The following is a 13146-nucleotide window of genomic DNA, read 5'->3' as shown; positions in this document are numbered from 1 at the left end:
TGTTTTTATCGGAGTTTCCCCTATGAAGCCATTGTTTGCTACTCGTTCCTTCTTTTCCAAACCCATAGCCGCCTTTCTTTTCCTTATAGTCGCCGTCAGTCTTCTTTCAGGCTGCTCTGGTATTCAGGGAAAAAATAAAGCTGAGCGGCAGGGTTATGTAAACGACATGCGTTCAGAAACTCTGAAAATGCTGTACGACTACAAGCCCAGCGTCGAAGCACAGCTCAGTGAAGCAGCCGGTTATGCCGTTTTCAGCAACGTGAACAGTAACCTGATCCTGCTCAGTGCCGGTGCCGGTTACGGCGTTGTTCATGATAACCAGTCCGGCAAGGATACTTACATGCGCATGGCCAGCGCCGGTCTGGGCATTGGCTTAGGTATAAAAGACTTCAGGGCTGTCATCGTGTTTGATAAACACAAGACACTGGAAGATTTTATTAAAAATGGCTGGGACTTCACCGGTCAAGCGGATGCCGCCATCAAGTCCGGCGATAAAGGCGGTGAACTGATAAGCGGCACAGTAAACACCGATTTGGGCATTACCTTTTACCAGTTTACTGAAAACGGTCTGGTTGCCCAGGCAACACTACAGGGCACTAAATACTGGGTTGATAAAGATCTGAACTGATACCAAACCTACCCAATGCGGGTGAATCCACCCGCTGCTTTGACCTTTCTTGAAATCTAGTACAATTCCCCCATATAGTTTGCAGGCTGATCAGCGTTCGATTAGCCGCTTTTATTCTGTGCGTTAACCCGGTATCAACATGACCTTTAAGCTCGGCATAGTCATGGACCCGATCGAGTCCATCGAATTTAAAAAAGACAGTTCTCTGGCGATGCTGCTGGCTGCGCAGAAGCGGGGCTGGCAACTGTTTTATATGGAGCAGCACGACCTTTACCAGAAAGAAGGGGTTGCCAGTGGCAGCATGCGCTCATTAGATGTTCGTTATGACGCTAATGACTGGTTTACCCTTGGAGAGCGTCAGGAGCTGCCTCTGGACTCGCTGAATGTGATTCTGATGCGTAAAGATCCACCGTTTGATATGGAGTTCATCTACAGCACCTACCTGCTTGAGCAGGCAGAAGCTGCCGGTACTCTGGTGGTTAATAAGCCTCAGAGCATTCGCGACTGTAATGAAAAAATGTTTGCGACGCTGTTTCCACAGTGCACACCTCCGGTCATGGTTGCTCGCAGTGCACGCCTGTTACGAGAGTTTGCCGAAGAACACGGTGACGTGGTACTGAAACCACTGGATGGCATGGGCGGGTCGTCTATTTTCCGCACCAACCCGAAAGACCCGAACTTCAGCGTTATTCTTGAAACCCTGACTCAACACGGCACATCACAGGCTATGATTCAGAAGTACATCCCCGAGATTGTTCAGGGTGATAAACGCGTTCTGCTGATTGATGGCGAGCCTGTACCTTATGCCCTGGCACGCATTCCCGCAGAAGGCGAACTGCGGGGCAATCTGGCTGCTGGCGGCAGCGGTGTCGGACAGGAGTTAAGCGACCGGGATCGCTGGATAGCAGAACAAGTCGCTCCAACGCTTAAAGAGAAAGGCCTGCTGTTTGTCGGGCTGGATATCATTGGCGATTACCTGACCGAGATTAATGTCACGTCCCCCACCTGCATCCGTCAGCTCGATGATCAGTTTGGCATCAGCATCGGCGATAGGTTGATGGACAAAATTGAAGAAAAACTTTCCTGACGACATGACAGTAACATCCGGGAGAAATCGCAAAAGCTCCCGGAAATCCACTGTCATGACAACACAAAGATAACAAGATAATCCGCCTGCCCACTTGCCAGCCATGGTGACATTCAAGACAATGTCATCAATACCCACGTTAAGGAATGATACAAGACTGTCAATGTCCACCATGACCAGCGTTTCTTCAGCTGACCGCTTCGGTTTCACCGTTTTCATGGCAACCGCCATTCATGCAGCGGTTGTATTGGGCATTTCATTTGGACTGCAGGAAATGCCTGCGCCGCCAAAAACTCTGGAAGTCACGCTCGCCACCTATAAAAGTCAGGAAAAGCCCGAAGAAGCGGATTATATCGCCCAGTTTCATCAGCAGGGCAGTGGCACGCTGGAAGAAAAAGCCAGACCACGGACCGACCAGAAGGCGGAGTTCCAGTCTAACCAGATTAACGAAGTGGTACTGGAAACCCGGGAAGAAACAGCGCCTAAACAGGAGCAGCCCCAGACCGCCAAAATTGCCACCCGCGCCGAAGTCGAGCAGAAAACCCCTGACAAGGTTGAAAACAAAAAGCCCACACCGGATACACCTGAGCAGGTTAAACCCCGCAAACGAATTGACCTCAGACAGGAAATTTCCAGCCTTGAAGCCCAGCTTAGCCAGCAGCGTCAGGAGTACGCCAAGCGCCCGAGAATCAAACGCCTGACCGCCGCTTCAACCATGCAGGAGCCCGGTGCTTATTACAAAGAAACCTGGCGTCGCAAGGTTGAGCGGGTGGGTAATATGAATTATCCACCGCAGGCGCGAAGGGAAAAACTCTATGGCGAACTGCGCCTGATGGTGGCTATCAACAGGGACGGAACACTGCACGATGTTGAACTGATGGAGTCTTCAGGCTCTGCCATTCTCGACGATGCTGCCATTCGAATCGTCAAACTGGCTGCCCCTTATGCGCCTTTTGGCAATGACCTCAGAGATTATGATCGTGTCGAAATCATACGAACCTGGCGCTTTGAGCGAGGCGATCGTTTATTCAGTAATTAGAAACTGCTCACGATCTTGTTGAGGGCTGCAAATTGGTGCGGAAAAGTTGCCAACAGGCGAGTTTCACCCGATACTGCCTCCATGAGAACGCCAAGCTTCCAAAGTCTCAAAAATCACTTTCTGATCGCTACGCCCCAGATGGCAGACCCGTCGTTTGCCGAAACACTGACGCTTATCTGCGAACACAGTCAGGACGGAGCGCTGGGAGTGGTCATCAACCGGCCCACCGACCTCACCCTTGGGGAAATTTTTCGTCAGGTGGGCATAGAGCCGCCGGATGCCTGGGCCCAGAGTCAGAGTGCCGTTTACGCTGGCGGACCGGTTGCCTCAGAAAGAGGCTTTGTGCTTCATACCAATGACCGACCCTGGGAGTCCAGTCTCAATGTTGGAGAGGGGCTGAACCTCACCACATCCAAGGATATTCTGGTCGCCATGGCAAACAATGAAGGGCCTTCCCATGCGTTGGTCGCCCTGGGTTATGCCGGTTGGGGAGCCGGTCAGCTTGAACAGGAGATGGCAGAAAACACCTGGTTGACCTGTACAGCCCGACCCTCCATTATTTTCACAACTCCTTGCGAGCAGCGCCTTACAGCAGCGGCATCCTCACTGGGGGTGAATTTGCATTTACTGTCCGGTCAGGTCGGACACGCCTGACATACTTTTGAGTTCTATGACATCACCATCTGTTAAAACCATCCTTGGCTTCGACTTCGGCACCAAAAACATCGGCGTTGCTGTCGGTCAGGCCATCACCCGAACCGCCACTGCACTGCCACAACTGAAAGCCCGCGACGGTATTCCAGACTGGAACAAAGTTGAGGAGTTGATCAATGAGTGGCAACCCGATGCCGTTGTCGTAGGCATTCCCCTGAATATGGACGGCACCGAATCACAGATGTCACTCAGGGCAAGAAAATTTGGCAAGCGTCTGCATGGTCGTTTTAACCTCCCCTTTTTCGAGGCGGATGAGCGACTCTCATCATTTGAAGCCAAAGACTGGGCTGATAAACTGGGTCACAGTAAACATTACGGTTCAAACCCTGTCGATGGAATGGCTGCTCAGATTATTCTGGAAGGCTGGATGAATGATGAGAATAACCAGATTATTTAGTACAACCCTGTTATTTTTACTTTCAAACTCTGCACTGGCTGATGCACTGCACCCCCTCTGTCTTGATCGCTTTGCCGAACTTGAACGAGGGAGTGGCATCAGAACCATGACATCACTCGATCTGCGTGCCTGCCAGAAAAAATACGCACACTTGCCTGTTGACCAGAAAAGTCCGTGGTTAGCCTCCTTTAATGCCACCAGCATTACGACCGGCACCAGAGAAGAAGAAACGGAAGTCCTGCCTGCCTTTGCTGCCTACAACCTGATCGGACAAATGGAAAACGAGCAGGTTCTGGTTAAATACGTCGTAAATTATGGGGGATCAGGTACATTTACTTTTGGTTTTCTATTTAAAGGGCTGGATTTAGATTCTTTTCCTGTTCTGGATGAAGCCCTTGCGGGAAAAAAACGTTCTGCCAATCTGGAACTGGTTCAAAGCTTCAGTGGCGGGGACCGGTGCTCTGGCGGCATTACCGATTTGCACATAGTAGCTCCTGACAAAGTCAGCGTGACACGTTACATGACACCTTATGAGCTGGTTACACTTGGAGTTTCCGAAAAACAACAGGCAAAAAGCTACGGCGACCTGCCCGACTGTGCAATATGCTGCGTTGGAGAATTTACCAAAATCATTAACCTTAACGGTCATGGAAAATTAATGGAAGTTCGCCTGACGGGCATTTCTCTGGAGCAGGAAAAAGAGCACTCAAAACAGCAAACCTGCCTTGCCGATCTGGTTGATGCGCGTGGTAAAAACCTGATACTGAACCGCAAACAGTTGGAAGACTTGCAAGCGGCATACACAGCAGAATGCACTAAATCCAATAAACACCCTCGTGCTACAGACTGAACTGATACCAATTCCGTTTTCTAAATATGACCATGAGCAAACCAATCCAAATCGCTGGGCAAGGAATAACGACGAGTAATACCAATCAAAATAATTAGCTTCGTTATGAGCATGCCTTTTCAGCCGGTTAGGCAAGGCGGCGTGAGAAGCCATAGCCGTAGCTATGGCGACGAATGCCAACGCAGAATAACCGGCTGAAAAGGCAGCGCAATAGAATAGCTAATTATTGCGATTGGTATAATAGCTGGCTATTGCGAGGAGTTCTGACGCAGAACCAGCGGTTTGGATTGGCTGCGCAATTCATGTTTAGAAGACGCAATTGGTATGATACCAACTCTTCTTGGTGACTGCTCCCCCAACTGAAGTAGGGGGCTTCTGACTTCAAGGGCTACAGCCAGTCTATAACGACTGGACTTACACAGAAGCCTCCATCAGCAGAACCGGACAGTCCTTCCGGTTTAATTTTAAATTCTGGGCTTTCTAACATTGGTTGTCACTTGGTTTTCGATAACAGCCAATTAAAAGCCAAGAGCAGCATAGAGTACGATAAGAGCTATGTCAAAATCTCAACCGGAGTCCTTGCGGACTCCCGACTTATATCTCCCTACTCAAAGTAGGGAGGCTTACGTCGAAAATGCTAAAAACTCTCCGGATCCTTGGCTTTTTCCCTGGCGATGTCGTGGGAAATCACTCCCCTGTTGACCATATCTTTCAAACATTGATCCAGTGTCTGCATACCAATGGCATTACCGGTCTGTATCGCCGAGTACATCTGGGCCACTTTATCTTCACGGATCAGGTTACGAATAGCCGGTGTACCAATCATGATTTCATGGACTGCTACACGTCCCCCACCGTTTTTCTTGATCAGGGTCTGAGAAACAACCGCCTGCAACGATTCGGACAACATGGAACGCACCATCGCCTTTTCTTCAGCGGGGAACACATCGATCACCCGGTCTACTGTTTTAGCGGCAGATGTCGTATGCAAGGTGCCAAACACCATATGGCCTGTTTCTGCAGCAGTCAGGGCAAGACGTATGGTTTCCAGATCGCGCATTTCACCCACCAGAATAATATCCGGATCTTCACGCAGTGCAGCACGCAACGCATCACTGAAACTGCGGGTATCACGATGCACTTCACGCTGATTCACCAGGCATTTCTTGGATTCGTGAACAAATTCGATAGGGTCTTCGATGGTAAGGATATGGTCATAGCGGGTATCGTTAATGTAATCGAGCATCGCTGCCAGCGTCGTCGATTTACCGGAACCGGTCGGCCCGGTCACCAGGGCCAGACCTCTGGGTTTCATGGAGATGTCTTTAAACACCTGCCCCATACCCAGATCATCCATCGACAACACTTTACTGGGAATAGTACGAAAAACTGCGCCAGCCCCCCGGGACTGGTTAAAGGCATTCACACGAAAACGTGAAACACCCGGGACTTCAAATGAAAAGTCTGCCTGCAGGCACTCTTCATAATCACGCCGTTGCTTATCGTTCATAATGTCATAAATCAGGCCATGCACCTGTTTATGATCCATGGGTGGCAGGTTAATCCGTCGTACATCACCATCCATACGAATCATGGGTGGGAGCCCGGCAGAGAGGTGTAAATCCGATGCCCCCTGCTTGAAGCTGAATGCCAGTAGCTCGGTGATATCCATGAAGTTCCCCCTGAACTCCGGAAGCAGTAAAATGCTTGTTCTTATTTTTTCTAATACTCTACAGCCAGATGACATTATTAAAAAGCCACTTTGAACAGGTTTTTGACCGAATCCATAAAGCAGAAAGTGCCTGTCAACGAGAAGGCGAGGTCAAACTTCTGGCCGTCAGCAAAACCAAACCCGCCGAAATGGTGCGTGAAGCCTGTGAACTGGGTCAGCGCGAGTTCGGTGAAAGTTATCTGCAGGAAGCACTGGTCAAAATTGATGCCCTGTCTGATATTCACGACATTGTCTGGCACTTCATTGGTCCCATTCAATCCAACAAAACCCGCGATATCGCCAGCCACTTCCACTGGGTTCACAGCGTTGACCGACTAAAAATCGCGAAACGTTTGAATGATCAGCGTCCTGACGAACTGCCACCGCTGAATATCTGCTTACAGGTTAATATCAGTGGCGAAGCGTCCAAGTCCGGCGTCACACTGGACAATCTGGAAGCACTGGCAAAAGCCGTGGCTGAGCTGCCTAATCTTTCCCTTCGCGGGCTGATGGCTATTCCGGCTCCGGCACCAGACAAAGAGCAGCAGCGCATTCCTCTGCGAGCCATGAAGCAGGCGCTTGAAACTATAAATCAGACACTCGGTCTTAACATGGACACCCTGTCCATGGGCATGACGGACGACCTTGAAGCCGCGATAGAGGAAGGCTCAACAATGGTAAGAATTGGTACCGCCCTGTTCGGTGCCAGAACCTATTCCAATCAGCAAAGCAGGTAACAGGAACAATGAGTGAACCAATTACAGCAAGCCAGCAAAGCATTGCCTTTATCGGTGCCGGGAACATGGCCTCCAGCATTATCGGTGGCCTGATTGACAACGGTTGGGCAAAAGACAGCATTACGGCAACCGCACGAAGTGAAGAAACACGCAATAGCGTTAGCCATCGCTTTGGCATTCAGGTAACCGACGATAATCATCAGGCCGTTGAACAGTCTGACATTGTCGTGCTTTGCGTTAAGCCACAAGTCATGAAAACCGTACTGCTGGATCTTGCCCCAACTCTGCAGGAAACCAAACCTCTGCTGATCTCTGTAGCAGCCGGTATTGATCTTGCCAGCCTGCAGAAGTGGGGAGGTTCGGGTTTACCCATTGTCCGCAGTATGCCAAACACCCCGTCTCTGTTGCGCAGTGGTGCCAGCGGGCTGTTTGCCAATGAGCTGGTTAATGAATCACAGAGATCCATCACCGACACCATTTTTAAAGCGGTTGGTATCGTACTCTGGGTACAGGATGAAGCCCGGATTGACACCGTCATTGCCATTTCCGGCAGTGGCCCGGCGTACTACTTCCTGTTTATGGAAGCCATGACAGAAATGGGCGTCAAACTCGGCCTCGATCAGGAAACCGCGAAACAACTCACCTTGCAGACTGCCCTCGGGGCTGCGAAGATGGCTGTTTATAGTGATGTTGATGCAAAAGAGCTGCGCCGACGGGTCACCTCGCCCGGCGGCACCACCGAGCAGGCGATCAAAACCTTTCAGGCAGGTGGTCTGGAACAGCTGGTTGAACAGGCCATGAAGGCGGCCTCTGACCGTGCAGCAGAGATGACCCGACAACTGGCTGATTAATTTTTCAGTCAATACAGCCTGGCCAGGGGGTTGAATAATGACCTGTAACAACATAACTATTACATTATGATTTGCTATTTATTTGAAGGATTTTTATGTCAGCACTCTCTTCCAGCCTGGCGTTTCTGATTCAGGCACTGGGTGGCCTGTATATCATGGCGGTGTTGCTGCGGTTTATTTTGCAGCTGGTTCGTGCCGATTTTTACAACCCTGTTTCTCAGGCCATTGTTAAGATCACCGCCCCTCTGTTAAACCCGTTGCGCAAGGTCATTCCCGGCGTAGGAGGGATGGACATCGCCTCTCTGGTGCTCGCATTTGCATTGCAGGTGGGTCTGTTCTACGTGCTGTTTATGCTGAAAGGTTTTGCCCTGGCCGGTATACCGCTTCCTGCCGTTCTGCTTCTCAGCCTGAAAGAACTGGCGACGGAAGTTCTAAACATTTACATGTTCAGCCTGATTATCATTGCCATTGCCAGCTGGGTCGCACCGGGTAGTTACAACCCCGGCCTGATGCTGCTGCACCAGATTACCGAACCTATGTCCAGCCGAATCCGTAAAATCATTCCTCCCATGGGCGGTCTGGATTTCTCCCTGATGGTGCTGGTTCTGATCATTATTACCCTGAAAAACTTTATCGCTGCTCTTTAATCTCGTCCGGCTGTTCCGATGCTATAAGTAGTTGATCAACGTTTGGATAACTCATGGCATCGGACGCGCTTTTGAGCCGCATTGCTTTTTCTGTCTTTCAGGAGTTGCCCGCTTTACTCCTGATTGCCTGCCTTACTTTCAACATCACACCCGCTACGGCGAATGCCCGGATACTGATCCATTCAGAAACCGACCTGCCTTACACCTACAAATTTGATGGTTTAAACATCAAACCAGGCAACCAACTGCAGCTCAAAGGCCGAAACAACAGTGACTCCAAACTGATTCTGATCATCCGAATCGACAATCTGAATTCTGATGATTACTACAGCCGCTACAATCGGCAATTCAGCATCCAACCGGGTGATTTTTCCCTGACCGTACCATTAACGGGTCTAAAGACTTCAGGCAAACAGCCTCTGTCACTACCGTACACAAAAATGATTATATTTACGGCAAACAGCAGTGATGACGCTTTGCTGTCTGAAGTTAAAATCACCCCGCCACCACCACGCCCCAGACAAGTACTGGCAGTAGACTTCGGTAAAGTTGACAGCCCGGTTTTTCCCGGTTTTGAACAGGTAACGGCAAACGATAAACGGTTAAGCGGACAACTGCTGCAGCGCTTTCGCCCCTCGGGCGATTCACTGATTCAGGACGGCTTGGAAGGACTCGACACGTTTTCAACCCCTTGGGAAAACGGGGAATGGAAGCTAACACTCTGGCAGCAGGAGCAGGGAGAGTGGGAATATCTGCCGCATTTTCTGAAAAGAAAAATACTGGTTGAAGGGCAACCCATTTTTGATGAGACTTATAGCCATGAACAGTGGCTATCGGATGTTTATTTTGCCGGTTCCAAAAAAGAAGCACTGATTGATGGTGATCACTGGCAACTGATTGGTGAACGCAGAACCAAACCAGTGACTTCAAACATTACGATAAAAGACAATACCTTCACCATTCAATGGATTGGTGACCGAAGTGCCCGCTATGCTGCCGGTCTGGTATTGGAACCGCTGCATAGCACCTTTGCCAATGAAGCAGAGCAGCAGCGAAAACAACGTTTTCTTGAAAGCTGGCCTGCCAGCAAACCGGACTTTCCACCTCAACAGAAGCTGAGCTTTGCAGATAAGTCGCCTCAGCCTTTCACCGATCATGAACAGCACAACGTCTACCACGTTGGCAGAAACACCCTGCTCAACCTTCAGTTTCAAATCAACAGCCCGGAGATTGATAACAACCCTGTGATTGTGACTGCTAACCCCCGCAATAGCTCAGGGCAAAAACTGACACTGAAAACCCGCTATGGGCACTGGCGTTATGAACGACCAACACCCAATGCCAACGAGCTGGTCGCTACCGACAGTTATCTTCGTGCCGACCTGACAAAAATGACGCTTCAACCAAAAGTACCCAGAAACATTTATGTGCAGGTGGAAATACCGGATGAAGCACCTTCCGGCCTCTATAAAGGCAGCCTGCAACTACTGAGCAAGGGCACCCTGAGGGTGGTCGAGTTTGCCATTGATGTACTGCCTGTCACTCTGCCTGATATGAACCAGTCTGTTGGACTGTATCTGGAACCTGCCCCGTTTTACGAATGGTTTCCTGCAAACCGTCAGCTCAAGCCTTTAGCCACTGCATGCGATCTAGCTCTTATGTCCTCCATGGGGTTCAACAATGTTGCTCCACCTCTGGCCACCCCCAAAGACGATGAAAGTCGTAAAACATTCATCCAGCAAATGAAGCAGCTGCGTCTGTTTGGCTTTGATGATGTTCCCCTTGCGTATACACCTCTCAAGCACCTGCTCTCGATACAATCTGCTGATGAGGTAATGGCATCGCTTGCCACCTTGAGAGGGCAAATATCCAGCACCTCGCTACAACTCCCCTACTGGTCACTTTATGACGAACCACACCCTGACAAATTCACCACCATAAAAACGACTGCCAGCAAACTCCACAGCCAGTCACTGGACATGAGAACCGCAGGGCATCTCAACAACCCGAAACAAAGCGATCTGCTGGATGTCACAGACCTTGCGATCATGAACCACGGCTATGGCGTCAGTAAGGACACCATTGAAAGTCTGCAATCACGGCGTAAGGTCTGGCTTTATAATATGCCTGCGCCAAGACTGGCCGCAGGCTTTTACCTCTGGCATACCCATGCCGACGGTTACCTGCAGTGGCACGGACGGATGCCAACGGCTGATCCTTTTGATCCTACTGACGGGCGTGAAGGTGACGTCATTTATATGTACCCATGGCAGGGCAGCTGCCCGAATGTCATGGATATTCATAAACGCCTGCTGGACTTACATGAAGCCACCATTGATCTGCGCTGGTTGCAATGGCTGGAGAATCAGGCGGGTAGCAATGCTGAAGCCAGAGCGCTGGTTGAAGCACTGCGCAGCGCAGTACCTGATGATTGGGACAAGGCTTATAAAAACCTGTCTAATGAGCAGTTAATGGAGATGCGTCAGTCGATTATTGAGCTGGCGAAAAGGTTGTCGGCTTCGGAATAAACTTTTATATCAATGGCACTGGCTTAAGGACAAAAACATAAGGGCAGTGACTTAACACACCGTTTCGATGCACCAGTGCATCCGGACCGTAGGTTGGGACGAGCGGAACGCGACCTCCCAACACGGTGGCTCTTGACATGACACAGCATCACAGCAGCCATAAACACTGTACCCGCCAACAGACTCACGTGTTGGGAGTCACTTCGTTCGTCCCAACCTACAGCTCTTTGTTTTCAATGGGTTGCCCCTTAAGTCAGTGACATTGACTATTACAGCAGCAGCATACGGATATCGGCCAACAATTGACCTAATAATGTCGTAAATCGTGCAGCGTCAGCGCCGTTGATGACCCGATGATCGTAAGACAGAGACAGCGGGCACATCAGTTTGGGTTCAAAGTCGCTGCCATTCCATACAGGCTTCATAGCCGCCTTGGAAATCCCCAGAATCGCCACTTCCGGGGCATTTACAATCGGGGTAAAGGCCGTACCGCCAATAGATCCGAGGCTGGAGATGGTAAAGCAGCCACCCTGCATTTCATCCGGCTTAAGCTTCTTGTCACGAGCTTTACCAGCGAGTTCAATACACTCGGCAGACAGTTCCCAGAGACTCTTCTTATCAACGTCCTTGATAACCGGCACCAGAAGGCCATCCGGTGTATCCACAGCCACACCAATGTTGATGTATTTTTTGTAGATCACCGATTCGCCATCCGCACTCAGGGACGAACAGAACTGCGGCATCTCTTTCAGAACATAGGCACAAGCTTTCAGGAAGAACGGCAGTGGGGTCAATTTGGTTCCACGCGCTTCTGCCATGGCTTTCTTCGCTTTGCGGAACGCTTCAAGATCGGTGATATCGGCTTCATCGAACTGGGTGACATGAGGCACATTCAGCCAGGAACGCTGGAAGTTCTGTGCTGCCACTTTACGCAAACGGTTAAGAGCAACTTCTTCAATGTCACCCCATTTACCATAATCCTGAGCAGGGACTGGAGGAATACCTGCACCACCGGAAACGCCCTGTGGCGAACTGGCTTCTTTCAGTCTGGCTTTCACATAAGCCTGTACGTCTTCTTTCAGAATCCGTGTGCGAGGCCCCGAGCCTTTGACCAGCTCAAGATTAACCCCGAACTCTCTGGCCAGTTTGCGAACGGCAGGTCCGGCGTGGAAATGCTTATTGGCTTTTTCCAGCTCAGCCTGATCAGGAGCCTGTGCTTTAGGGGCATCTGTCGCTGGCGCAGCAGAAGCCTGAGAAGACGGTTCAGGTGTTTCAGGAGCTGGCTCAGGGATTGACTCAGTGGTTGTTTCAGCAGCTGGTGATGCCTGAGCAGGTGCGCTGCCCGCTACTTCCACTTTAAGAATCAGGTCATCCTGATTCATTACATCGCCTTCTTTAACCAGAATATCCCTGACCACACCGCTGACAGGCGAAGGGACTTCCATGGTCGCTTTGTCAGACTCCAGCACCACCAGCGAATCGTCTTCCGCAATGGTGTCGCCAACGGCTACGCAAATCTCGATAACCGGTACATTCTCGGCTCCAAGGTCTGGAACCTGCACATCCTGTATAGAACTGGCAGCTGCTGGTGCAGGCTGAGCCGGTTCAACTTTTTCTGGCTCAGGTTCAGGCTCGGAAACCTTGTCAGGTTGTGCTTCAGTCACAGCAGCGGTTTCGGTTTCCGCCCCGGCATCTGAAGCGGTCAGTTTCAGAAGGTTATCCCCTTCTGAAACGGTGTCCCCCACTTTCAGCAGCAATTCAACCACCTGCCCGTCTTTCGGAGCAGGCACTTCCATGGTGGCCTTGTCGGACTCCAGAACAATCAGGGAATCCTCTGCGGCTACTGAATCGCCCACTGCAACGCAGATTTCAATGACTTCTGCGCTGCCACTGCCGATGTCAGGAACCTTGATAATTTCATCACTCATTCGTTATACCTTCCAGCATGAAGCCCTGA

12 protein-coding genes are annotated in these 13146 nt (G+C 50.4%); 10 read left to right on the top strand and 2 right to left on the bottom strand.

Annotated features, from left to right (window positions below; all coding sequences use genetic code 11):
* Positions 1–22: 22 nt before the first annotated feature.
* The 6 genes from EZMO1_RS02450 to EZMO1_RS02425 all read left to right on the top strand — a co-directional run bounded on the left by EZMO1_RS02450 (position 23) and on the right by EZMO1_RS02425 (position 4715).
* Positions 23–628, top strand: a complete 606-nt coding sequence (locus tag EZMO1_RS02450; RefSeq protein WP_051790705.1) for a lipid-binding SYLF domain-containing protein — start codon at positions 23–25, stop codon at positions 626–628.
* A gap of 139 nt (positions 629–767) precedes the next feature.
* Positions 768–1715, top strand: coding sequence for a glutathione synthase (gshB, locus tag EZMO1_RS02445; RefSeq protein WP_034879349.1), 948 nt, complete (start codon positions 768–770; stop codon positions 1713–1715).
* Between the two features lie 163 nt (positions 1716–1878).
* The gene (locus tag EZMO1_RS02440) at positions 1879–2754 is read left to right on the top strand and encodes an energy transducer TonB (RefSeq protein ID WP_034879350.1); all 876 of its coding nucleotides are present in this window, start codon (positions 1879–1881) and stop codon (positions 2752–2754) included.
* 81 nt (positions 2755–2835) lie between these two features.
* Positions 2836–3408: a YqgE/AlgH family protein gene (locus tag EZMO1_RS02435; RefSeq protein WP_034879351.1), complete on the top strand. Its 573-nt coding sequence runs from the start codon at positions 2836–2838 to the stop codon at positions 3406–3408.
* A 16-nt stretch (positions 3409–3424) separates the two neighbouring features.
* Positions 3425–3865 carry a Holliday junction resolvase RuvX gene (gene ruvX, locus EZMO1_RS02430; protein WP_034879352.1) on the top strand — a complete coding sequence of 147 codons (441 nt, stop codon included), beginning with the start codon at positions 3425–3427 and terminating at the stop codon, positions 3863–3865.
* Complete coding sequence (locus tag EZMO1_RS02425; protein ID WP_034879353.1) at positions 3840–4715, top strand: hypothetical protein; 876 nt, start codon at positions 3840–3842, stop codon at positions 4713–4715. Before ruvX ends, EZMO1_RS02425 begins: the two co-directional genes overlap by 26 nt.
* Before the next feature lie 637 nt (positions 4716–5352).
* Here the strand turns inward: EZMO1_RS02425 and EZMO1_RS02420 are convergent.
* The gene (locus tag EZMO1_RS02420; protein ID WP_034879354.1) at positions 5353–6387 is read right to left on the bottom strand and encodes a type IV pilus twitching motility protein PilT; all 1035 of its coding nucleotides are present in this window, start codon (positions 6385–6387) and stop codon (positions 5353–5355) included.
* 68 nt (positions 6388–6455) lie between these two features.
* Between EZMO1_RS02420 and EZMO1_RS02415 the strand changes: the two genes are divergently transcribed.
* From EZMO1_RS02415 to EZMO1_RS02400, 4 genes are all read left to right on the top strand, one after another.
* Positions 6456–7163, top strand: a complete 708-nt coding sequence (locus EZMO1_RS02415; protein WP_034879355.1) for a YggS family pyridoxal phosphate-dependent enzyme — start codon at positions 6456–6458, stop codon at positions 7161–7163.
* Positions 7164–7171: 8 nt separating this feature from the next.
* On the top strand, positions 7172–8014 hold the full coding sequence (proC, locus tag EZMO1_RS02410; protein WP_034879356.1) for a pyrroline-5-carboxylate reductase: 843 nt from the start codon (positions 7172–7174) through the stop codon (positions 8012–8014).
* A 95-nt stretch (positions 8015–8109) separates the two neighbouring features.
* On the top strand, positions 8110–8661 hold the full coding sequence (locus EZMO1_RS02405; RefSeq protein WP_034879357.1) for a YggT family protein: 552 nt from the start codon (positions 8110–8112) through the stop codon (positions 8659–8661).
* Positions 8662–8714: 53 nt separating this feature from the next.
* Positions 8715–11189 carry a hypothetical protein gene (locus EZMO1_RS02400; protein ID WP_034879358.1) on the top strand — a complete coding sequence of 825 codons (2475 nt, stop codon included), beginning with the start codon at positions 8715–8717 and terminating at the stop codon, positions 11187–11189.
* Between the two features lie 269 nt (positions 11190–11458).
* On the opposite strand, the gene aceF is transcribed toward EZMO1_RS02400, so the two are convergent.
* A complete protein-coding gene (gene aceF / locus EZMO1_RS02395) occupies positions 11459–13117 on the bottom strand; it encodes a dihydrolipoyllysine-residue acetyltransferase (RefSeq protein WP_034879359.1) in 1659 nt (552 codons plus the stop codon).
* Positions 13118–13146: the final 29 nt, after the last annotated feature.

The organism is Endozoicomonas montiporae CL-33, from assembly GCF_001583435.1.
Lineage (GTDB): Bacteria > Pseudomonadota > Gammaproteobacteria > Pseudomonadales > Endozoicomonadaceae > Endozoicomonas_A > Endozoicomonas_A montiporae.
Note: the sequence above shows the minus strand (reverse complement) of the source record. Positions and strands in the feature narration are given on the sequence as shown.

What these genes read in the sequence shown, in the direction of transcription:
- EZMO1_RS02450 (WP_051790705.1), top strand. Translation starts at nt 23, where the DNA reads ATGAAGCCATTGTTTGCTACTCGTTCCTTCTTTTCCAAACCCATAGCC.
- gshB (WP_034879349.1), top strand. Translation starts at nt 768, where the DNA reads ATGACCTTTAAGCTCGGCATAGTCATGGACCCGATCGAGTCCATCGAA.
- EZMO1_RS02440 (WP_034879350.1), top strand. Translation starts at nt 1,879, where the DNA reads ATGTCCACCATGACCAGCGTTTCTTCAGCTGACCGCTTCGGTTTCACC.
- EZMO1_RS02435 (WP_034879351.1), top strand. Translation starts at nt 2,836, where the DNA reads ATGAGAACGCCAAGCTTCCAAAGTCTCAAAAATCACTTTCTGATCGCT.
- ruvX (WP_034879352.1), top strand. Translation starts at nt 3,425, where the DNA reads ATGACATCACCATCTGTTAAAACCATCCTTGGCTTCGACTTCGGCACC.
- EZMO1_RS02425 (WP_034879353.1), top strand. Translation starts at nt 3,840, where the DNA reads ATGATGAGAATAACCAGATTATTTAGTACAACCCTGTTATTTTTACTT.
- EZMO1_RS02420 (WP_034879354.1), bottom strand. Translation starts at nt 6,387, where the DNA reads ATGGATATCACCGAGCTACTGGCATTCAGCTTCAAGCAGGGGGCATCG.
- EZMO1_RS02415 (WP_034879355.1), top strand. Translation starts at nt 6,456, where the DNA reads ATGACATTATTAAAAAGCCACTTTGAACAGGTTTTTGACCGAATCCAT.
- proC (WP_034879356.1), top strand. Translation starts at nt 7,172, where the DNA reads ATGAGTGAACCAATTACAGCAAGCCAGCAAAGCATTGCCTTTATCGGT.
- EZMO1_RS02405 (WP_034879357.1), top strand. Translation starts at nt 8,110, where the DNA reads ATGTCAGCACTCTCTTCCAGCCTGGCGTTTCTGATTCAGGCACTGGGT.
- EZMO1_RS02400 (WP_034879358.1), top strand. Translation starts at nt 8,715, where the DNA reads ATGGCATCGGACGCGCTTTTGAGCCGCATTGCTTTTTCTGTCTTTCAG.
- aceF (WP_034879359.1), bottom strand. Translation starts at nt 13,117, where the DNA reads ATGAGTGATGAAATTATCAAGGTTCCTGACATCGGCAGTGGCAGCGCA.